The 20,004-nt window shown below is 67.4% G+C and carries 25 protein-coding genes; 9 read left to right on the forward strand and 16 right to left on the reverse strand.

The features are described from left to right. Positions 1 to 242: 242 nt before the first annotated feature. Positions 243 to 464 (reverse strand): hypothetical protein, encoded by a 222-nt coding sequence (locus tag ACGFX9_RS36285; RefSeq protein ID WP_393483445.1) that lies wholly within the window; start codon positions 462 to 464, stop codon positions 243 to 245. A 94-nt stretch (positions 465 to 558) separates the two neighbouring features. Here ACGFX9_RS36285 and ACGFX9_RS36290 point away from each other — a divergent pair, with 94 nt between their 5' ends. Further along, on the forward strand, positions 559 to 1,332 hold the full coding sequence (locus ACGFX9_RS36290; RefSeq protein ID WP_393483448.1) for a TetR/AcrR family transcriptional regulator: 774 nt from the start codon (positions 559 to 561) through the stop codon (positions 1,330 to 1,332). On the opposite strand, the gene ACGFX9_RS36295 is transcribed toward ACGFX9_RS36290, so the two are convergent. The 4 genes from ACGFX9_RS36295 to ACGFX9_RS36310 form a co-directional block, all read right to left on the reverse strand. Further along, positions 1,298 to 1,978: a hypothetical protein gene (locus ACGFX9_RS36295; protein WP_393483451.1), complete on the reverse strand. Its 681-nt coding sequence runs from the start codon at positions 1,976 to 1,978 to the stop codon at positions 1,298 to 1,300. The two genes, ACGFX9_RS36290 and ACGFX9_RS36295, sit on opposite strands and share 35 nt — an antisense overlap. Continuing rightward, entirely contained in the window at positions 1,975 to 2,595 is a 621-nt protein-coding gene (locus tag ACGFX9_RS36300; protein WP_393483454.1) for a hypothetical protein, read from the reverse strand. Before ACGFX9_RS36300 ends, ACGFX9_RS36295 begins: the two co-directional genes overlap by 4 nt. 92 nt (positions 2,596 to 2,687) lie before the next feature. After that, entirely contained in the window at positions 2,688 to 3,917 is a 1,230-nt protein-coding gene (locus ACGFX9_RS36305) for a hypothetical protein (protein ID WP_393483456.1), read from the reverse strand. After that, positions 3,914 to 4,240, reverse strand: a complete 327-nt coding sequence (locus ACGFX9_RS36310) for a hypothetical protein (protein ID WP_393483459.1) — start codon at positions 4,238 to 4,240, stop codon at positions 3,914 to 3,916. The genes ACGFX9_RS36305 and ACGFX9_RS36310 overlap by 4 nt, the downstream gene beginning before the upstream one ends. Positions 4,241 to 4,452: 212 nt before the next feature. Here ACGFX9_RS36310 and ACGFX9_RS36315 point away from each other — a divergent pair, with 212 nt between their 5' ends. Next, complete coding sequence (locus ACGFX9_RS36315; RefSeq protein ID WP_393483462.1) at positions 4,453 to 4,611, forward strand: hypothetical protein; 159 nt, start codon at positions 4,453 to 4,455, stop codon at positions 4,609 to 4,611. 34 nt (positions 4,612 to 4,645) lie between these two features. On the opposite strand, the gene ACGFX9_RS36320 is transcribed toward ACGFX9_RS36315, so the two are convergent. The 4 genes from ACGFX9_RS36320 to ACGFX9_RS36335 all read right to left on the reverse strand — a co-directional run bounded on the left by ACGFX9_RS36320 (position 4,646) and on the right by ACGFX9_RS36335 (position 7,006). Then, entirely contained in the window at positions 4,646 to 5,359 is a 714-nt protein-coding gene (locus tag ACGFX9_RS36320; RefSeq protein ID WP_393483465.1) for a DUF4232 domain-containing protein, read from the reverse strand. Positions 5,360 to 5,674: 315 nt separating this feature from the next. Beyond that, entirely contained in the window at positions 5,675 to 5,920 is a 246-nt protein-coding gene (locus ACGFX9_RS36325) for a DUF397 domain-containing protein (RefSeq protein WP_393483468.1), read from the reverse strand. A 49-nt stretch (positions 5,921 to 5,969) separates the two neighbouring features. Then, entirely contained in the window at positions 5,970 to 6,143 is a 174-nt protein-coding gene (locus ACGFX9_RS36330; protein WP_393483471.1) for a DUF397 domain-containing protein, read from the reverse strand. Positions 6,144 to 6,154: 11 nt separating this feature from the next. Continuing rightward, positions 6,155 to 7,006: a helix-turn-helix domain-containing protein gene (locus ACGFX9_RS36335; RefSeq protein WP_393483474.1), complete on the reverse strand. Its 852-nt coding sequence runs from the start codon at positions 7,004 to 7,006 to the stop codon at positions 6,155 to 6,157. Positions 7,007 to 7,213: 207 nt separating this feature from the next. Between ACGFX9_RS36335 and ACGFX9_RS36340 the strand changes: the two genes are divergently transcribed. The 3 genes from ACGFX9_RS36340 to ACGFX9_RS36350 all read left to right on the forward strand — a co-directional run bounded on the left by ACGFX9_RS36340 (position 7,214) and on the right by ACGFX9_RS36350 (position 9,691). Then, entirely contained in the window at positions 7,214 to 7,678 is a 465-nt protein-coding gene (locus ACGFX9_RS36340) for an ATP-binding protein (RefSeq protein ID WP_393483477.1), read from the forward strand. 37 nt (positions 7,679 to 7,715) lie between these two features. Continuing rightward, entirely contained in the window at positions 7,716 to 8,726 is a 1,011-nt protein-coding gene (locus ACGFX9_RS36345) for an NlpC/P60 family protein (protein WP_393483481.1), read from the forward strand. Positions 8,727 to 8,962: 236 nt separating this feature from the next. Then, entirely contained in the window at positions 8,963 to 9,691 is a 729-nt protein-coding gene (locus tag ACGFX9_RS36350; protein WP_393483484.1) for a phosphatase PAP2 family protein, read from the forward strand. 472 nt (positions 9,692 to 10,163) lie between these two features. On the opposite strand, the gene ACGFX9_RS36355 is transcribed toward ACGFX9_RS36350, so the two are convergent. Both ACGFX9_RS36355 and ACGFX9_RS36360 read right to left on the reverse strand, forming a co-directional pair. After that, on the reverse strand, positions 10,164 to 11,759 hold the full coding sequence (locus tag ACGFX9_RS36355) for an FAD-binding oxidoreductase (protein WP_393483487.1): 1,596 nt from the start codon (positions 11,757 to 11,759) through the stop codon (positions 10,164 to 10,166). Positions 11,760 to 11,854: 95 nt separating this feature from the next. Beyond that, a complete protein-coding gene (locus tag ACGFX9_RS36360) occupies positions 11,855 to 12,010 on the reverse strand; it encodes a hypothetical protein (RefSeq protein ID WP_393483490.1) in 156 nt (51 codons plus the stop codon). Positions 12,011 to 12,126: 116 nt separating this feature from the next. Here ACGFX9_RS36360 and ACGFX9_RS36365 point away from each other — a divergent pair, with 116 nt between their 5' ends. Then, on the forward strand, positions 12,127 to 12,948 hold the full coding sequence (locus tag ACGFX9_RS36365; protein ID WP_393483493.1) for a hypothetical protein: 822 nt from the start codon (positions 12,127 to 12,129) through the stop codon (positions 12,946 to 12,948). A gap of 139 nt (positions 12,949 to 13,087) precedes the next feature. Next, complete coding sequence (locus ACGFX9_RS36370; protein ID WP_393483496.1) at positions 13,088 to 13,276, forward strand: hypothetical protein; 189 nt, start codon at positions 13,088 to 13,090, stop codon at positions 13,274 to 13,276. 67 nt (positions 13,277 to 13,343) lie between these two features. Here the strand turns inward: ACGFX9_RS36370 and ACGFX9_RS36375 are convergent, their stop codons facing one another. Then, positions 13,344 to 13,715, reverse strand: a complete 372-nt coding sequence (locus ACGFX9_RS36375) for a metal-sensitive transcriptional regulator (RefSeq protein ID WP_393483500.1) — start codon at positions 13,713 to 13,715, stop codon at positions 13,344 to 13,346. A 215-nt stretch (positions 13,716 to 13,930) separates the two neighbouring features. Between ACGFX9_RS36375 and ACGFX9_RS36380 the strand changes: the two genes are divergently transcribed. Continuing rightward, positions 13,931 to 14,551 carry a DUF47 domain-containing protein gene (locus tag ACGFX9_RS36380; protein WP_393483503.1) on the forward strand — a complete coding sequence of 207 codons (621 nt, stop codon included), beginning with the start codon at positions 13,931 to 13,933 and terminating at the stop codon, positions 14,549 to 14,551. A gap of 9 nt (positions 14,552 to 14,560) precedes the next feature. Beyond that, entirely contained in the window at positions 14,561 to 15,559 is a 999-nt protein-coding gene (locus tag ACGFX9_RS36385) for an anion permease (protein WP_393483506.1), read from the forward strand. Between the two features lie 131 nt (positions 15,560 to 15,690). Here the strand turns inward: ACGFX9_RS36385 and pstB are convergent, their stop codons facing one another. From pstB to pstS, 4 genes are all read right to left on the reverse strand, one after another. Then, on the reverse strand, positions 15,691 to 16,467 hold the full coding sequence (pstB, locus tag ACGFX9_RS36390) for a phosphate ABC transporter ATP-binding protein PstB (RefSeq protein WP_393483509.1): 777 nt from the start codon (positions 16,465 to 16,467) through the stop codon (positions 15,691 to 15,693). A 50-nt stretch (positions 16,468 to 16,517) separates the two neighbouring features. Then, entirely contained in the window at positions 16,518 to 17,567 is a 1,050-nt protein-coding gene (pstA, locus tag ACGFX9_RS36395; protein ID WP_393483512.1) for a phosphate ABC transporter permease PstA, read from the reverse strand. Then, positions 17,564 to 18,586 (reverse strand): phosphate ABC transporter permease subunit PstC, encoded by a 1,023-nt coding sequence (gene pstC, locus ACGFX9_RS36400; RefSeq protein WP_393483515.1) that lies wholly within the window; start codon positions 18,584 to 18,586, stop codon positions 17,564 to 17,566. Before pstC ends, pstA begins: the two co-directional genes overlap by 4 nt. Before the next feature lie 116 nt (positions 18,587 to 18,702). Further along, on the reverse strand, positions 18,703 to 19,833 hold the full coding sequence (gene pstS, locus ACGFX9_RS36405; RefSeq protein WP_393483518.1) for a phosphate ABC transporter substrate-binding protein PstS: 1,131 nt from the start codon (positions 19,831 to 19,833) through the stop codon (positions 18,703 to 18,705). Positions 19,834 to 20,004: the final 171 nt, after the last annotated feature.

Here is a 20,004-nt window from a genome sequence, read left to right on the forward strand (position 1 = left end):
CAGGCCCTCCGCCCGGGACCGCATCACTGGGCCCCCGGCTTGAAGCCACACCGCCAGGCCCCCGGCCAGGAACCGCGTCGTTCGGTTCGGCTCCCATGGCGTGCTCGTCCCCAGGCCGCATCCTCGGCTCCCCCCAGCCGTCACATGCACACGCGGGCGCGAAGAAGATCTGCGCCCAATTCCCATACGATCGGGGAAAGTTGGACACGCGTCAACTGCCGCGCACCGCTCAGTCGCACCGCTCAGTCGCGGCGGCCGAGCGCCTTCGCCCGGGTGTGGGACAAGGCCGTCAGGAGCACGCCGGCGGAGAGCGCGATGACGTAGGCGGCCAGAAGGGCCGCGAAGCCGCCGGGGAGCCAGCCGAGGAAGCCGGCGTAGTCGTGATCGATGAGCAGTCGGATGAGGCCTTGCGCGGAGAAACACATCAGGACTGCGCCGAGGATCTGCAGGATGTCGTACTTCACGTTACGAACGTATCAACTGATTTCCCAAACCCCTCTCCTCGCAAGCCATCAACTCCCCGTTACGTCACACATTTCACGTCCTACAATGGGAATCGTGCGTGACGAAAATAAAACTCGCTGCACGGTCTGCCGTGCCGGAATCAGCGCCGCGGGCAAGCGCGGACGCCCCGCTCTGTACTGCTCCCGCAGCTGCCAGGCGAGGGCTTACCGGCAGCGCAAGCGCCCGCCCGTCCCGGCGCCCGTGCGCCCCGCGCCCACCTCGGACGCCCGCTCGCGCAGGCGCCGCCAGATCGCCGAAGCGGTGTGGCGCATCGCCGCCGAGCGGGGCCTGGACGCGGCGAGCATGCGGGAGATCGCGGCTGAGGCGGGGGTGTCGCTGAGGGTGGTGCAGTACCACTTCGGCAGCAAGCACCAACTCCTTGTGGCCGCCCTGCACCTGCTCCACCGCGAGAACGAACGCCTCGCGAGGACCCGCGTCCACTACGACCCCGCGAACCTGCGCGGTGTACTCGGCGCGCTGCTCGACGAGTTCCTGCCGCTGGACGCGCAACGGGCCATGGCGTTGCGGGTGTTCTCCGCGTATTACGCCCGCAGCCTCACCGACCCCGCCATCGCGGCGGTCTTCCTGAGCGACGACCACCCCTTGGAGGAACTGGTCGCCGGTTTCATCGCCACGGCCCAGGAGAGCGGGCAGACGGCCCCCGGCCTCGACGCCCGCCGGGAGGCCGACCTTCTGGTGGCCGCGGCGGTAGGGCTCGGCGGCGACGTACTGCACGAGCGCCGCACCCTGGACGACGTACGCGGCACGCTCGACTACTACCTGGCCAAGATCTTCAGCCCGCCTCAGCCAGCGGGTTCTCGAAGCTGACGTTCTCGGCGATCTGATGCATCAGGCTGCGGTACTCCGCGCGCCGGCTCACGGCGGTGGTGCCAAGCGTGAGCACGACCAGGCGTTTGCAGTCCGGGTGCGGGAGGTGGGCGAAGATCTGGAGTACGGGGTCCTGGGGGAGGCCGGACTCGGCATTCGGGGCGCGTACGAGCTCGCTGAACGACGCAGGGCCACAGGGTAGTTCGAGGTATTCGATGTTCGTGTGGCCCTCGGCGCCCGCGATGGCCCGGGCGGCGGTTACGGCGGGTGCGGCTGTGGCGATGTCTCGCCAGGACAGGGTGAAAAGGGAGAACAGGAGCCCGCCGTTGCTCTCGCCGCTTTTGCTGTCGGATACGTCGTCGCGGTGGACGCCGATCGAACAGCGGGTGGTACCCGCCTCGGCGAGAAGGGCCAACAGCTGCTGCCCCTGGGCGAGGTGGGCCAGGAACTGCTGGCGGGCGAGGCCGTCATCGAGGGAGTCCAGCATCGGTGCGAGGGCGTCGCGCAGCGCTCCAGCCTCGGGGGAGCCGGGCGGGTTCAACAACGCGCGGAAGGGAATTGTGGTGAAGCCTGCGGGTTGCGCGAACCACATATCGGCTTTTGGGTTATGGGCCGCTTCGTCGAGGACGAAACCAGGCGCGGTCACAGGGATTTCGCCTTCAGTTGGCGCGGATCAACGTACGGGGCGAAACCGGCGCGCCGGCCTCGTTCCACATCCTCAGCCGTGGCGCCCCATTCTGTGGTGAGGGCTTGATCGGCTCGCGCCAGACGCTGCCTGAGGATCTTGAAATGGCCGGGTGTTTGGCCGCTCGGCGAGGGCGCGGCTAGGAGCCCGATCATGCGAGGGTCGCCGGCGAACCAGACCGTCTCGATCCGGGCCTTCAGTTGCGGCTTGGCGCGGGGTGCCATCCTGCGGTGCCACCAGCCCACGCGGAGGTGGTTGGAGACGACGAGCGGGAGTTGCTGCTGGCGGTTGGCAGGGTTGGGAAACTCGAACCATCCGTACTGATCGCCCAGAATGTCGGGGTAGAGATCCAGGCCGTTCGAAACTCCTCGAAGCACCTGCCATGGGTATGTACGCAGAATGCGGAGCTTACGCATCGCGATGGGGAAGTATCCAAATACTTGGACGAACAGTCGCCAACTGCCGTAGATGGAGTAGGGAATAAAGATCCACAGCATCAAGCTCTGGTCGAAAGGAAGCACGATAAGCGTGATCCAGACGCCGATCCACCCGATGAGGCCCGCCACATTCTTGACCATGAGCAGAATCCAGGCACGTCGCGTAGGCGGATGCTGCCATGCAGTTGGGTAGTCGGCAGGGTTCATTGGGTCGCTTCTTTCTGCACGGATGGTTAGGAGAAGGCGAAACGTGCGATGGTCGGGAGCCCTGGCAGGTCGAGCAGGAGTCGTCCTCCATCTACCTTGGTTGTCACCTCGGCCCTGTCTTCATCGTCGTCGAAGAGCCCGTAGCCAGACGTCGCGAGGCCCAAAGCGCCTGAAGTGGCAGCCACGTTGTCAGCTGCTGTTTCGCTGGTCACCATCGCGTTAACCAAAGGATTACCCAGTTGGACGGCGCCCTCGCCTGCATCCAAGGTCTGTGTGCCGTAGGTGGCCAGCTTCTGTCCGAGACTCATGGCTCCAGTTCCTGCCCGCACCGCCTGTGTGGCAGCGCGTCCGCCCTTGATGACGGCTCCGATCCCTGGCGCTATCCCTACGGCGTCGGCGCCGACCGAAACCACATTGCCGAAGAAGTCGGCGTCGAACTCGCCCTTTTCAAAGCCGTCCTTCAGCGAAGCCCACACCTCCGGCTCCGAGACGCGAACCCCAAACGCCGCAGCGCTCGTAGCCGATGCCGCCAGCATCAGCGCGGCTGCTACCCCGAGGCCCAAAGGCCCGGTAGCGATGATCGCCGCCAACGCGAGAACCCCCGCAATGGCGCTGAGGATATCCGGCAGGTTCTCCTTGACCCACCCCCAGGCTTCCTCGAACATGCCGGGCTCGTGTGGCGTCAGCTTGTGCGTCGCGGCGCGGATCTTGCCCGCGCGGTATTCGGACCGCACCGTGTGCTCGTGTTGCAGGCTCCGCGCCCTCGCCAGGATCCGGTCGAGTTCCGCCTGAGCGTCCTCGACCTTGCCGTTGGCCAGTTTCAGGGACTTTTTCGCGTCCTCTTGCTTGTGGCCCTTCCCGTCCAGGTCAGGATCACCACCCGCAGTATCGGCGTGCCCTTTCGCCGCCCTCAACGCCTCCCGGGCGTCCTTGGCCTTCCCGTCAAGAATCCTCGCCCGGCGTTGGAAGTCATCAAGGTCGCCCTCCCAGCGCTCCAACTGCGCGGCGGCCTTTTCGATGGAGCGGGCGGCGTTCTTGAGATTGAGTGACAGCGGGCCCTCTTTGACGGTCTCGCGAAACGCTACTGCCGAATCACCTTCCCAGTAACTGCCGTCCATCAGCTTGGTGACTACCTTGCGGGTGTCGCGGAGGACCGTGACGCAGGCGCCCAGCTTCTTGTGCAGCTCTTTTACGGTGTCGCAGTCTCCAGGGGCCGGATCGAAGCCGAGATCCGGATACGTGGAGGCATCCGTCACTTCGGTACCTCCACCGTGTCATTCTTCGTCTTTCCGGCTTTGTCCAACGCCTTCAGAAGTGCGTTCTCCACCTCGATGAAAGCGTCCTTGCTCTCCCCGATGATCTTGCTCAGGTCCTCCGCCTGCTCCCCGATCTGCTCTGCCCCGTACTTCCAGTCCTCCTGGAATTCTTCGCAGGCCTTGTCGAGGTCGCTCGTCCCAAGACCGCCGACGCTCGCACCGGCCAGTGCGCGTCGCAGGCCCTTCAAAGACGTGACAGATCCATCGAGCAGCTTCATGAACCCTTCGAGTTCGAGCGCGTCGAGCCTCAGCCTCTCGGCCATCAGTGTTCCCCTGGGGTCGTTTCCACAGCTATGCGGACGCTATCCACGAGGGCGCAGTTTCGCGAGTGCGAAGTTTGCTTCATAGCTGCTCGAACCTGGCGTAACGGACAGAGCCCGCCGCATACCTCGGGCTTCGGAGGTACGTCGACGTCGGCCTGGGATCGCGCTCCCCGAAAGAGGGAGCCGAGGCGGAGGGGCTTGACGGGTTCACGGTGGTCGGGCACGGATGGGCCGACGCCTCCCAGTTGGACCTGGGAGGCATCGGGACCGCGCGCGGGCAGGAGCACTTCGCGCTGCTGTTCATGGGGGTGGCGGAGTCGATCGGCTCGTACGGGTTCGGCATCAAGGTCGTGCGACCGCGGGCCGCCTGAGCAGGTGCCGGGGGCGGAGTCGGGGGTGGCTCTGTCAGCCGGCCGGGGAGTCGCTGACCTTGCCCACCGGGCTGATCTCCAGCTTGACCGGGCTCTCGCCGTCGGTGACCGGCAGCGTGCCCGCGGGCCACTTGAGGGTCACGTGCTTGGTCTCGTTCGGGGGCGTGACCACGAGGCTGTTGATGCGGACGCCGGAGCCGCCCGAGTTGTTGTACGGGAACGTGATGTTGAAGGCGGCGGACTCGCCGTCCTTCAGGGTGCCCCGGACCGGGGACTCTCCGTTGCGGTCGACGGAGAGGGTGTCGCCCGTGGAGGCGGTCAGGTCGACTCCCGCGTAGCCGTTGATGGTGCAGTCGCGGCCGCCGCCGTTCTTGAAGACGACGGTGACGACACCTTCCGTCTTGTCGGTGGTGTTGTCGGTGGCGTTCACTTCGAGCTCGTCCGTACGGCAGATGTCGACCTTGCCGTCGCTGTTGTCGCCGGTGCCTGCCACCGTGCCCTCGGCGGCTTCGCCGCCACCCGAGGACGCCGACTCCCCGCCGCTGGTGGGCTCCTCGGTGCCGGTGCTGGTATCGCTGCCGGTGCCGCCACTCGTGCTGTCGCTGCCGCCGCCGTTGTCCTTCTCCGCTGACGCTGACGCGGAGGGCTTGCTGTCCGCCGACGCGTTGTCGTCACCGTTGCACGCGGTGAGCGAGAGGGCGGCGACGAGACCGATGACTGCCGCGACGGCCTTACGGGTGTGCTTCATGGGTTCCCCCGGAGTAGTGCTGCTCAGTGGTGATCACAGCTAAAGGGGGCGGTCCCGGTGGGGGCAAGGAACGTCGGATCATCCGGGACGCTGGAATGGTTCCAGGGCCCTGACCTGGGGGAATGTGCCTTGCCTGGAACGCCGGGGTGGGATGCGGGTGAGGCGCTAGCTGCCGCTGCTGAGGACCGTCACGAGGAGGTGGATGATCCATCCGGCGGGGGCCAGCGCCGCGTACGACAGAGGGCGTCGGTGCAGGGGTTTGCCCGGGTCCAGGGGGTCGGGGCGGAAGCCGGGCAGGGGTGGGGCGTCGTCATTTCATTCCATGCCTTCTACGAAGTGGTCGAACTCGCCTGCCTGTACGCCGAGTACGAACGCGTCCCACTTCTTCTGGGTGGTGGTGACGATGTTCTCGGGGTCACTGGTTTCCCGGAGGTACACGGCGTCCTCCGGGCCGTACGCGATCTCGATCCAGGGGCCCGGGCCCTCCTCCCCTTCGGGGGCGGCGCGGATCCAGTCGAGGCCGGCGGGGATGGGGGGAACGGGGGAGATGTTCTCGGGCATGGGGATCCTTCGGGGCTTGGTGGAACTTTTTTGCGAGGGGGGCGTAGCCCTACTTGAGGGTGCGGAGCAGAGCTGCGAAGGCTGCGGGTTGTGCGGTGAGTATCGCTCCGGTGGGGTCGGCGCTTTCGGTTAGGTGGACCGTGCCGGTCGGACTGGCGGCGACGTGTACGCAGGCGTCGCCTTCCTGGCAGTAGGACGACTTCTGCCAGCTGTGCGCGAGCATGGGGGTTCCCTTCACAGGTCTTGGGTGATGCTGCGGATCAGGTCCCGTGACTTCTCCGGGGTGAGTGCGGTGTCCTCGACGACGTCGAGCAGCCGTCGGTACTTCTCCAAGTGGGCCTCGGAGTCCAGAAGTACAGGGCCGTGAAACTGGTCCAGTTGGGCGGTGTCGAGCCGTGGGACCGGGCCTTGCAAGTAGTTGATCGACTGGCCTGATCCCGGGAACGCTCCGACGTCGAACGGGAGTACCTGAACCGAGATGTGGTCCCGCTCGCTCATCACGAGCAGGTGCTGGAGCTGGGCGCGTGCCACGTCACGGCCGCCGACCTGCATGCGCAGGGCGGCTTCGTGGATGACGGTCCTGTAGGGGAGCGGATTCGCTCGGTAGATGACGTCCTGCCGCTTGATCCGGTGCGAGACGCGGTGTTCGACCTCGGGAGGTGTGGGGGCCGGGATGACGTGGCGGAAGATCTCGCGTGCGTGGTCGGCGGTCTGGAGCAGCCCCGGGATGTGCGTCGTGTAGGCGGTGCGTACGGCGGTGGCGTGGTGTTCCAGTTCCGCCAGGTCGAGCAGTCCCGAAGGCAGCACCTCGCGATACGACTCCCACCAGCCCAGCGTCTTGTCCGTCGCCATGTCGATCAGGGCGGCGATGTACGCCTGGTCGGGGCAGTCGTACAGGCGGGCCATGGCTCGGACTCGCTCAGGGCTCACCCCAAACCGGGCGGTCTCCACGTTGCTGAGCTGACCGGAGCTCGTACCCAGTTGCTTCGCTGCCTCCGTGGAGGTCATCCCCACGCGCTCCCGGAGCTTGCGTAGCTCGGTGGCGATACGGATGCGGCGGGCCGTCAGTGCTGACCTTGTTGCCATCCAACTCCTCCTACGACGCCCCCTTTTGGGCTGTCACTCACACGAGGGAATCCGCATCGTTTTTCTCGGATCTACGCAAAGATACTTTGTGTAGGTCTTAGTGTGTGACTCAGGCCACTCGCCCGGAAGCACCCCGCTCGACGGAGCGACCACGTCACCGGGCACACGCACGGACCCAGCAACTACCCACCCCGAACGGAGACTTCCATGCCGCCCACAACCGTATCGCCGCCCTGGACCTACACCCTCCAACTCCCGCACGACCCCCGCGCCCCCGGCATCGCCCGCGCCACCCTCCGCGCCGTTCTCGCCACGTACGGTCTCGCCGAACTCGCCCCCACCGCCGAGCTCCTCGCGGCGGAGATGCTCAACAACGCCCACTGCCATACCGACGGCCCCTACGCCCTCCGTCTGCGCCACTCCTCCCCGAAGGGCGTCCGCGTCGCCGTGTGGGACTCGAACCCCGAGATCCCGCCCGGATTCGGGCAACCCGGCGGGCGCCCCGCCCCGGCGGCTCCGGATGACGCCGAAAGTGGGCGCGGGCTGCGGCTCGTGCAGGCCTGTGCCGACTCCTGGGGCGCCTACCCGCTCGGCGCCGCGAGGGACGGCAAACTGCTCTGGGCGGAGGTCGGCGGTGATCTCCCGCGGGCACAGGTGCCGCCTCTACACTGAGCGCGGTGGACTCCCGCACTGCAAGGGGTGGTTGACGGTGCGTAAGGCGTGGCTGGTCGCGGCCGTCGGCATCGGTGGGGCGTTGAGCTTCATCGCCCTGCTCGTCGTGGGGACGTACATGGCCGCCGGAAGCATCGCCGGGGGAGCCGGGCAGGGGAACGTCGGGCTCGCGAAAGGCGCCGTGCCCGCCACCTATCAGCCGCTCGTCCAGAAGTGGGGCAATCTGTGCAAGGCGATCAATCCCGCCCTGCTCGCCGCCCAGCTGTATCAGGAGAGCGGGTTCAACCCGAAGGCGAAGAGCCCGGCCGCGGCCCAGGGCATAGCGCAATTCATCCCGGGGACCTGGGCCACGCACGGGGTCGACGGTGACGGTGACGGTGACCGTGATGTCTGGGATCCGCAGGACGCCATCCCGTCCGCCGCCTCGTACGACTGCAAACTCGCCAGTTATGTGAAGGACGCCCCGGGAAGCCCGACGAAGAACATGCTCGCCGCGTACAACGCGGGTGCGTACGCCGTCATCAAGTACGGCGGCGTGCCGCCTTACCGCGAGACCCAGAATTACGTGAAGACCATCACGACCCTGGAGAAGAGCTTCGCCCGGCCCACCGGCCGTGTGCAGCCCTCGCAGCAGGCGGCGGGCGCCATCTATTACGCGCAGAAGAAGCTCGGCACCGACTATCTGTGGGGCGGTAATGGAACCGCCGATCAAGGCGGAAGGTTCGACTGTTCCGGCCTTACGCTCGCCGCCTATCGCAGCGTGGACATCGACCTTCCGCGCGTCGCGAACGACCAGTACAACGCGGGCCCCCATCCGAAACGGGACGAACTGCTCCCGGGCGACCTGGTGTTCTTCTCGGACGACCTCACCAATTCCCGCGCCATCCGGCACGTGGGGATCTATGTGGGCGGCGGCTACATGATCGACGCCCCGCGCCCCGGTGCCAAGATCCGGTTCGATCCCGTCGACACACCGGATTATTTTGGCGCGACTCGCGTCACAGAGGACGGGGCGAATGCCCTGCCCGACAAGCGGACCGCTGCCTGAGGGACCCGGAAAGGGAGCGCTCGCATGGGCGTGCGCGTCGCGTGATGTGGCTTGAACTCTCCGTCAGCGCGCGCCCCTGAGCTGCTGCGATGAGTCTCTCTTCGATAACGTCTGAGTGATCATTCGGTGGAGTGTGGAACGTAGTGGAGGGAGCCGTGCGTTCCTGACCACGGGGGTTGATCGAAGGGCGCGCGGCAAGGTGCGTCCGTGGCGAGGAGACAAGGGGCCGCAGCATCATGGCTGGACTCGATACAACCGGGTCGAACCCCGACGTCAGCCTGCTCTACGACATCAATGGCCTGGCCGAGGATTCGCCGGGCTGGCTGGCAAAGGCGATGGAATTCGTCGGTGAGTACGGGCTGTTGCTCGCGCTCGTCCTGCTGGTCATCTGGTGCTGGTGGGGCCAGCGGAAGCGCGGCACGCTGGATGACGCCGCTTCATCGGTCGCCGCGGTTGTCTGGGCGCCTCTCGCCGCCGGGATCGCCGTTCTGGTGAATGTGCCGATCCGCGGATTTGTCGAGCGTCCTCGCCCTTTCAAGGTCCATGACGGTCTTGAGGTACTGATCGCCGGAAAGACCGACTTTTCCTTTGTGAGCGATCACGCGACGCTGGCGATGGCTCTCGGCGCGGGCCTTTTCGTGGCCAACCGTAAGTTCGGTCTGGTCGGCATCGCTCTCGCCTTGTTCGAAGGCTTCTGCCGGGTCTTTATGGGCGTGCACTATCCGACGGACGTCGTGGGCGGATTCGCGCTCGGAACGGCCGTGGCGCTGCTGCTCTCCCCGCTGGCGATGGCCCTGCTCACGCCGGTGGCCAAGGCCGTCGGGCGGACGGGGGCGGGCGGTCGGCTGGTGTGGGCTAAGCCGGGTCTGGGGGCTGAAGGGTCTCAGGGGGCTGAGGGTGAGGCTGTGTCGGAGCTGGCTCCGCCTGCTGCCGCCGGGCCGGATGAGCGGGACCTCGCGGCGTAGCGGTTGGCTGTCCGGCCTCGCCTGCGCTCTCGCCTTGGCCTTCTCCCTCGCGGCGGCGGCGTAGCAGCCACCAGCCGGCGCCTGCCGCTGCCGTGGTTACTCCTGCGGAGATGGCTGTGAGGGCTCCTGCTTCGGGGTGCTCGGGCTCTGTGGCGGCGGCGTGGGCTGTGGGGGTGGTCAGGGCCAGTAGGGCGGCGGTGGTGGCTGTGGCGGTGGCTATTCGTCGGGTCATGCCTTCAGGGCAGCGGGGGCCGGGGGAGTGGGCCACCTGAGGGCGTGTCGGGTGGGCCGTTCGGGTTGCGGGGGCGGCCATATGGGGTACGGAATTGTCCCCAACCCCGCCCCTTCCCGAAAACCGTGCCTGCGCCCCGGGCCTACCTGGGGCTCCGCCCCAGACCCCGCTCCTCAAACGCCGGAGGGGCTATAGATAGCCCGTCCGGCGTTTGAGGACGAACTCGGCGAAGCCGTTGATTTACAGAGCCTGAGCGAAGTCGAAGAACCGCTTCGGGTCGTACTGCTCCTTCAGCTTCTTCAAGCGCGGCGCCGCCGAACCGTAGTACGCCTCACGCCAGTTCGTCAGCGTGGGGTCCGCGTAGTTCTGGTAGGCCGCCCCCGATGCGTACCGGCCCATCGCCCCATGGGCCGTTTTCAGCCATGCCTGGGCCGGCTTGCCCGACGTACCCGGACGCCAGGCCGCGATGTACTGCGCGAGCATCCGCGAGCGGCGGTGGACGAAGGCCGTCGCCGTGGGGTCGACGCGGTTGATCGCGCCGCCCAGGGCCGTCAGCGCGATGCTGCCCCCGCTCGCGCCCGTCACGTTCTCCACCTGGGTGAGGAGTGCGCGGATTCCCGCCGCCGAAAGCGAGCGGTCGAAGAAGTCCGAACTCGCCGCGTACGTCTCGCGGTTCAGGACGCCCTGCTGGTTCCTGCCCGGTGTCGCGCCCGGCAGATGGCACTGGGCGTCCGCCGCGAAGGAGGAGCAGCCGGCGTACACCTCCATGGCTTCCTCGTACGAGCGCCGCTTCAGCGACACGCTGCGGGCCGGGGCGCCGATCTTGTCGGCCAGGCGGTCCACCGCGTTCTGGAGTTCGCCGTACGTACCGAGGGAGAAGCACGCGACCGAGACCGTGGGCGTGCCGCCCGGCGTGTTCGCCAGGTGCGCGGACGACCAGATCTCGTCCGGCTGGTCGGGGCCCCACTCCTGCCACGCCTTGATGACCGCCGCCGCCTTCGACCAGGGCCAGGACATGTACGCCGAGACGCCCTGCGGAGCCGCGTGGGTGCGGAAGCCGAGCTCCGTCACCACGCCGAAGTTTCCGTTGCCAGCGCCCCGCAGCGCCCAGAAGAGGTCCTTGTTCTCGCTCTTGCTCGCCGTCAGCTGCTTGCCGTCCGCCGTGATCAGCGTCGCCGAGGTCAGGCTGTCGCAGGTCAGGCCGTACGCCCGCGACACCACTCCATGGCCGCCGCCAAGCGTCAGGCCCGAGATGCCCACGGTCGGGCAGGAGCCCGCCGGGATCGTCACGCCCTTCGCGGCCAGCGTGCGGTAGACGTCGATGAGCTTGGCGCCCGCGCCGACCGTCGCCGTCGAACCACTGGCCCGCGTCTTGTTCAGCTTCGACACGTCGACGATGAGCCGTCCCGTGCCGGACGACCAACCCCCGTAGGAGTGGCCGCCGTTGCGTATGGAGACCGGGACGTGGTGGGCGCGGGCGTACGCCAGGGTCGTACGGATGTCGTCGGGGTTGGCGACATAGGCGACCGCGGTCGGCTTCAGGGTGTCGTAGCGCGTGTTGTAGAGCTGGCGGGCCGCCGCCCACTTCGCCTCGCCCGGCTTGACCAGGGTGCCGTCCAGGTCCTTGGCGAGGGCCGTGAGGTTCGCCGCGGCCGACGCGGCGGCGCTCGACGTGCGGATGGCGGTGCCGGAACGCGCTCCGCTCCCGCCGCGGGAGGCGGAACCGCCGCCCCCGCCAACGCCCTTGCCGCTGCCCTCACCGGAACCGGTGCAGCCCGCGGCCGTCAAGGCCACCGCTGCCGCCGCCGTCGTGCCGATGAACGTACGTCGCTCCATGACCCCGCCTCCCGTTGCTTCCCGGAGTACGAGACGGCGTACGGGACCCATGGGTTCCGATGAGGAGCACAGAGGGCTGGAGAAGGGGCCGCGGTCTACTCGCCCGACATGTGGGACTCCGCGTCCGAGCGGGCCTTGCTGCGGGCCCTGCGGGCCGGCCCGCGCCAGCCGCAGCTGCACCGGGCCGCGCAGAATCGGCCCTGCTCGACCGTCGTAGTGAAGTGCTGATCGTCCTGTCGCTGCTCGGCCACGACACCACGTTACCCACGCCGGACCGGCGCTCTTACGCGTGACGGGTCAACGTACCGGTCGTTACACGGAACGAGGGGACACAGCTCCCCCGGGAAGGTATGGGGGTAGTCGGGCGATGGGGCAGCAGCGCAGGCGCACAGGCGGGGCGGTCGTCGCGGCCGCGGCGGTGGGTCTCATGGCCGTCACCACGGGCTGCTCGGGAGGCGGGGCCTCCGCCGACGACGGGCGCGGCACCCCCGAGGAAGCGGTCGCCGTGGTGCGGGGCACCGCCGACTCCCTTGTCCGGGCGGGCAGTTCGAAGGCGCGTACGTCCATGGAGATGGCCAGCGGGGGGACCCGGGTGACCATCCGGGGGCAGGGAGCGTACGACTTCGGACGGCAGGTGGGGCGGTTCCTCGTGGTGCTGCCGAAGGACCCCGCGGGCAAGGTGGAGCACCGCCCCATCACCGAGCTGATGGCGAGCGGCGCGCTCTACATGAAGAACCGCGGGGCCGGGGTGCCCGCCGACAAGTGGGTGCGGATCGACACGGCCTCCCTCTCGGACGGGAACCTCGTCACGGGCGGCGCCACCGATCCGCTCGCCGCGGCCGAGCTGCTGCGGGGCGTGACGAAGGCGTCGTACGTCGGGGAGACGGCGGTGGCGGGCGTGCCGGTGCGGCACTACCGCGGGATCGCCGACCTGCCGCGCGCCGCCAGGTCGGCCTCCGAGGGGCAGCGGAAGGCCCTGGGAGCGGCGGCGAAAGGGTTCCGCAAGGGCGGGGTGCCGTTCGACGCGTACGTCGACGAGGAGGGGCGGCTGCGGAAGCTGCGCCAGCGGTTCAGCGTCGCCGACGCGGAAGTGGCGTCGACCACGCTCCTGTACGACTTCGGGGCGCGGGTGAACGTGCGGCTTCCGGCGAGCGAGGACATCTTCGCCGGGAAGATCGCCGAGAAGTAGGGGGAGTGGGGGGAGTGGGGGGACCCGGCTAGTCGCGTCCGGCGGTGTGGAAATGGTCCGTCCGTGCCATGCGCGGTGTGTAGGCCGCTCCCTACTCTAGGAAGTCGGTACCCGCAGGAAGCAAGGTCAGGAAGAGGTGATGGACGTGGCTCTGGTGCTCGGTACGACTGTTCAGGACCACGTTGCCCTTGCCGAGATCGAACTGTGCGGCGAACTCATCATCGCGGCGTCCGCCGCGGCTGGTGAGGAACGGCTGAGTGCCGACCGCATCGACGAGGTCCTGGACGTCGCCACTGACGTGGAGCAGCTGGGCAATAGCCGGGATTAGTCCCGGGCCCCCGGTTCCCCGGGGTGGGCGTGGCCTGGTCCCTGCCGCGCCCGTATATCCGGCAGCCTCAGGTGCGCATCATGCGGGCGATGGCCTTGGTGGCTTCCTCGACCTTCGCGTCGATCTCCGCGCCGCCCTTGACCGCAGCGTCCGCCACGCAGTGCCGCAGGTGCTCCTCGAGGAGCTGGAGCGCGAACGACTGCAGGGCCTTCGTGCTCGCCGAGACCTGGGTGAGTATGTCGATGCAGTAGACGTCTTCCTCGACCATGCGCTGGAGGCCGCGGATCTGGCCCTCGATGCGGCGCAGGCGCTTGAGGTGCTCGTCCTTCTGCTTGTGGTAGCCGTGGACCCCCTGGTCGTGGCCGTTGGGGGCGCTGTGGCCGCTGGGGTCGGAGGGCGCTTCGGTGTTCATGGCCACACCGGCCGCTTCGGTCGTCATCGCGTCCTCCTGATTGGACAGTCGCCTTGCTGGGCAGTCAAAGGGAAGCCACTGGCTTTTCCTATACCCCGGGTGGGTATAGGATACTCGATTGCTCGGGGGGCGTGCGGATCACTGTGCCTGATGGGCGACACTGGGGTCTGGCCGGTTAGCCGTGGCCGGATGATGCGCCTAGCATCAGCCTGACCGAATCCAAAGCACCCCGAGGACCCCACGTGCGCTTTCGTCTGACGCCCAGGGAGACGAGCTTCTACGACATGTTCGCCGCATCCGCGGACAACATTGTCACGGGCTCGAAGCTCCTGATGGAACTGCTCGGGGCTGACGCCTCCGCCCGAGCCGAGATCGCAGAGCGTATGCGGGCAGCGGAACACGCTGGAGACGACGCGACTCACGCGATCTTCCACCAGCTGAACTCCTCCTTCATCACGCCGTTCGACCGTGAGGACATCTACAACCTGGCCTCGTGCCTCGACGACATCATGGACTTCATGGAGGAGGCCGTCGACCTGGTCGTCCTCTACCAGGTCGAGGAACTCCCCAAGGGAGTCGAGCAGCAGATCGAGGTCCTGTCGCGAGCCGCCGAGCTCACGGCCGAGGCCATGCCGAATCTGCGGACGATGGACAACCTCACCGAGTACTGGATCGAGGTCAACCGCCTGGAGAACCAGGCCGACCAAATTCACCGCAAGCTTCTCGCCCAGCTCTTCAACGGCAAGTACGACGCCATGGAAGTGCTGAAGCTGAAGCAGATCGTCGACGTGCTCGAAGAGGCGGCCGATGCGTTCGAGCACGTCGCGAACACGGTGGAGACCATCGCGGTCAAGGAGTCCTGAGGCCTCTCCATGGACACCTTTGCTTTGATCGTGACCATTGGCGTCGCGCTCGGATTTACGTATACGAATGGCTTTCACGACTCTGCGAACGCCATTGCCACTTCCGTTTCCACGCGTGCGCTGACACCCCGTGCGGCGCTCGCGATGGCCGCCGTCATGAACCTCGCGGGCGCCTTCATGGGCAGCGGTGTCGCCAAGACGGTCAGTAAGGGCTTGATCGAGACGCCGGAAGGCAACAAGGGGATGTGGATCCTCTTCGCCGCTCTGGTGGGCGCCATCGTCTGGAACCTCATCACCTGGTATTTCGGGCTGCCTTCGTCCTCCTCCCACGCACTCTTCGGTGGAATGGTCGGAGCCGCGCTCGCCGGTGGAATCGGGGTGATCTGGTCCGGAGTCCTCGACAAGGTCGTGATTCCGATGTTCATCTCACCCCTTGTCGGTCTTGTCGCCGGTTATCTGGTGATGTGCGCGATCATGTGGATGTTCCGCAAGTCGAACCCGCACAAGGCCAAGCGCGGATTCCGCATCGCGCAGACGGTGTCCGCGGCCGGTATGGCTCTCGGACACGGTCTGCAGGACGCGCAGAAGACCATGGGCATTGTGGTGATGGCGCTGGTCATCTCCGATGTGCAGAGCGCCGACGCGCCCATTCCGATCTGGGTCAAGATCGCCTGTGCGCTGATGCTCTCCCTGGGTACGTACGCGGGTGGCTGGCGCATCATGCGGACCCTCGGCCGCAAGATCATCGAATTGGACCCGCCGCAGGGATTCGCCGCGGAGACCACGGGCGCGGGCATCATGTTCACCACCGCGTTCATGTTCCACGCGCCGATCTCCACCACGCATGTGATCACTTCCGCGATCATGGGTGTGGGTGCGACCAAGCGCGTCAATGCCGTGCGCTGGGGCGTCGCCAAGAACATCATTCTGGGCTGGTTCATCACGATGCCCGCCGCGGCGATTGTCGCCGCCGTCAGTTTCTGGATCGTGAATCTGGCGTTCCTGTAGCAACGCGGTACGGCGAAAGCGACATTGGAAAGGCCCGCCCCCCGGGAGCCAGGGGGCGGGCCTTTCTTTGTTGCCCCTGCGGTGGCACCGCCATGCAGCACCGCAAGGAGTCGGGGATATCCGGGCGTGGCCTAGCCGAAGCGGCCCGAGATGTAGTCCTCGGTCGCCTGCACGGACGGGTTGGAGAAGATCCGCTCCGTCTCGTCGATCTCGACGAGCTTGCCGGGCTGGCCCACCGCGGCGAGGTTGAAGAAGGCCGTACGGTCCGAGACGCGCGCCGCCTGCTGCATGTTGTGCGTCACGATGACGATCGTGAAGCGCTCCTTCAGCTCGCCGATCAGGTCCTCGATGGCGAGGGTCGAGATCGGGTCAAGGGCCGAGCAGGGCTCGTCCATGAGCAGGACCTGGGGCTCGACCGCGATCGCCCGCGCGATGCACAGACGCTGCTGCTGGCCGCCGGAGAGGCCCGAGCCGGGCTTGTTCAGGCGGTCCTTGACCTCGTTCCAGAGGTTGGCGCCCTTGAGGGACTTCTCGACGACGGAGTTCAACTCGCTCTTCTTGTACGAGCCGTTGAGCCGCAGGCCCGCCGCCACGTTGTCGAAGATCGACATCGTCGGGAAGGGGTTCGGGCGCTGGAACACCATGCCGATCGTGCGGCGCACGGCGACCGGGTCGACGCCCGGGCCGTAGAGGTCCTCGTCGTCCAGGAGCACCTTGCCCTCGACGCGGCCACCGGTGGTGACCTCGTGCATGCGGTTGAGGGTGCGCAGGAACGTGGACTTGCCGCAGCCGGAGGGGCCGATGAAGGCCGTCACGGAGCGGGGTTCCACGGTCATCGAGATGTCCTCGATGGCCTTGTGGGAGCTGTAGTACGCGGTCAGGCCCGATACGTCGATTCGCTTGGCCATGGGGATCACTGCCTTCAGGGGGTTACAGAGAGGTCGCTGAGGTGGCCGCTTCAGCGGCCCGTCTTGGGGGCCTTCCAGCGGGCTACGCCGCGGGCCGCCAGGTTGAGGATCATGATGAAGCCGATGAGGGCGAGCGCCGCCGCCCAGGCGCGGTCGTAGCCGGCCTGGTTGCCTGCCGCGTACTGCTGGTAGATGTACAGCGGCAGCGAGGCCTGCGAGCCTTCGAACGGGTTCGTGTTGATCATGGGGTTGACCCAGACCAGGAGCAGCACCGGCGCGGTCTCGCCCGCGATACGGGCGACCGCGAGCATGACGCCGGTGGTGATGCCGCCGATCGCGGTGGGCAGGACCACCTTCAGGATCGTGCGCCACTTCGGGATGCCGAGGGCGAGTGACGCCTCCCGCAGCTCGTTCGGTACGAGCTTGAGCATCTCCTCCGTGGAGCGCACGACCACCGGCATCATCAGGATGGCGAGCGCCATGGCGCCGGCCCAGCCGGAGAAGTCGAAGCCGAGGATCAGGATCCAGAAGCTGAGCACGAACAGGCCCGCGACGATCGAGGGGATGCCCGTCATGACGTCCACGAAGAACGTGACGGCCTTGGCGAGCTTTCCGCGCCCGTACTCGACGAGGTAGATCGCGGTGAACAGGCCGAGCGGCACGGCGATCACGGAGGCCAGGAGCACCTGCTCGCCGGTGCCGATGATCGCGTGGTAGATGCCGCCGCCGGGCTCGTCGTCGGCGACCACGCCCATGGAGTGGGTCAGGAAGTAACCGTTGAAGACCTTGGTGCCGCGCTCGACGGTCTCGTAGATCAGCGAGGCGAGCGGGACGACGGCCAGCAGGAACGTCACCCACACCATCGAGGTGGCGAGGCGGTCCTTGGCCTGGCGTGCGCCCTCGACGGCGACCGCGGCGGCGTACGAGACGACGATGAAGAGGACGGCGGCGATCAGGCCCCACTGGATGCGGCTGTCCAGGCCGGCCCCCACGCCGATGCCGATGCCGACGGCGGCGGAGCCGAGCGCGACGACCAGCGGTGTCCAGCGCGGGAGGCGGGCGCCCCGCAGGCTCGTGGGCTTGACGATGGTGGCGCTCATGCGTTGGCCCCCGAGTACTCCTTGCGGCGCGCGATGATCAGGCGGGCCGCGCCGTTGACCAGCAGGGTGATGACGAAGAGGACAAGGCCGGATGCGATGAGCGCGTCACGGCCGTACTCGCTGGCTTCGTTGAACTTGCTGGCGATGTTCTGCGCGAAGGTGCCGCCGCCGGGGTCGAGCACGGACGCGCTGATGAGGAAGGTCGGGGAGAGCACGGTGGCCACGGCGATCGTCTCGCCGAGCGCACGGCCGAGGCCCAGCATCGAGGCGGAGATCACGCCCGAGCGGGCGAAGGGGAGCACCGACATGCGGATGGTCTCCCAGCGCGTGGCGCCGAGGGCGAGCGCGGCCTCCTCGTGCATCTTCGGCACCTGGAGGAAGACCTCACGGCTGACGTTCGTGATGATCGGCAGGATCATGATGGCGAGCAGGATGCCCACCGTCATCAGGGAGCGCGGGGCGCCGCCCTGGTACTCGAAGACGCCGGTCCAGCCGAAGTAGTCGTCGAGCCAGCTGTAGAGGCCGGTCAGGTTGGGGGCGACCACGAGGGCGCCCCACAGGCCGTAGACGATCGAGGGCACGGCGGCCAGGAGGTCGATCACGAAGGCGATCGGGGTGGCCAGCCTGCGCGGCGCGTAGTGCGAGATGAACAGCGCGATGCCGATGGCCACGGGGACGGCGATCACCAGGGCGATCACCGAGCTCACCACGGTGCCGAAGACCAGGACCGCGATGCCGAAGACGGGCTTGCCGCCGGTGGCGATGCCGGCCGGGTCCCACTCGAAGGTGGTGAGGAAGTTGCCCGTGTTGTCCGCGAGGGCGAGGGCCGCGCGGTAGGACAGGAAGGCCGCGATGGCGGCCATGATCACGAGCAGTGTGATGCCGGAGCCGCGGGAGAGGCCGAGGAAGATCCGGTCGCCGGGGCGGGTCGCGCCGCGGCGGGGGCGCTTGGGCGTGATGCCCGATGGCCGTACGTCGTCGAGGGGTGGGGGTGCTGTCGTACTGCTTGGTATATCCATGGGATTCTCCGGTCTGCGGAGCAGCAGCCGTGTGATGTACGGGAGTTGCTCCTGGCGGCGGTGCACCGGACGGTGCGGCCGGCCCTGGTTCACGGGGCCGGCCGCACTCGGTTCAACTAGCTCAGGCCCGCGACGGTCGTGCGGACCTTGGAGATGATCTCGGCCGGGATCGGCGCGTAGTCGTTCTCCTTGAGGACCTTCTGGCCGTCCTCGCTGGCGATGTAGGTCAGGAAGGACTTGGTCGCGGCGAGAGTGTCGGCCTTGTTGCCCTTCTCGCAGAGGACCTCGTACGTCACCAGGGTGATCGGGTAGGCGCCCTCGGCGGTGGGCTTGTAGTTCAGCTCAAGGGCGAGGTCCTTGCCCTTGCCGACGACCTTGGCCTCGGAGATGGCCTCGGAGGCGTTGTCGACGGTGGCCTTCACCGGCTCCTTGGCCTCGGTCTGCAGGTCGACCGTGTTGATGCCGTCGGAGGCGTAGGAGAGCTCGAAGTAGGAGATGGCGCCCTCGGTCTGCTTGACCTGGCCCGCGACACCGGAGGAGCCGTTGGCGGACTGGCCGCCCTTGGCCACCCAGGACTTGCCGGGCTCGTGCGACCAGGCGGAGGGGGCGGCGCCCTTGAGGTACTTGGTGAAGTTGTCCGTGGTGCCGGACTCGTCCGAGCGGTGGAACGCCTGGATCTTGGTCTTGGGGAGCTTGGCGTCGGGGTTCAGCTTCTGGATCGCCTTGTCGTCCCAGGTCTTGATCTTGTCGTCGAAGATCTTGGCGAGGGTCTCGGCGTCCAGGACGAGGTTGTCCACGCCCGGCACGTTGTAGCCGACCGCGATCGGGCCGCCGACCATCGGCAGGTCGATGGCCTGGCTGTTCTTGCAGACCTTCTTCGACGCCGCGATCTCCTCGGGCTTGAGCGCCGAGTCGGAGCCCGCGAAGGCGGTCTGGCCCTGCATGAACGCGGTGATGCCGGCGCCGGAACCCGTGGGGTTGTAGTTCAGCTGAACGTCCTTGCAGGTGGTCGAGTAGACCTTCCGCCAGGCGTCGATCGCGTTCTTCTGCGCGGACGAACCGGAGGCCGCGAGCTGGCCCTTGGCGTCATCACACTTGATGTTGGCGTTGGCGTTGGTCTTCTCGCCGGTGCCACCGCTGCCGCCGCTCGTGTCGTCGGAGCCGCACGCCGTGAGGGCCAGGGCGCCGGAGACGGCGATGGCGCCGAGGGAGAGGGCGCGGAGCCGGTTCTTGCGCTGAAGCTTCACTGTCGGGTCTTCCTTCCGGGTGCCGCCGGCCCTTTGCTGGCGGCGTGCGAGGTCTTCGTCGTTGCAGGTGCTGCGGTGCTGCGGTGCTGCGGTTGTGCCGTCCTGCGGTCTTACGTTGTGTTGTAAGGCTGAAATTAGGCAGGGCAGGTGAAGCGGCCGAAGGGCATGAGT

Origin of the sequence: Streptomyces sp. NPDC048436 (genome assembly GCF_043200355.1) — a bacterium.
In the GTDB taxonomy this organism is placed as follows: Bacteria; Actinomycetota; Actinomycetes; order Streptomycetales; family Streptomycetaceae; genus Streptomyces.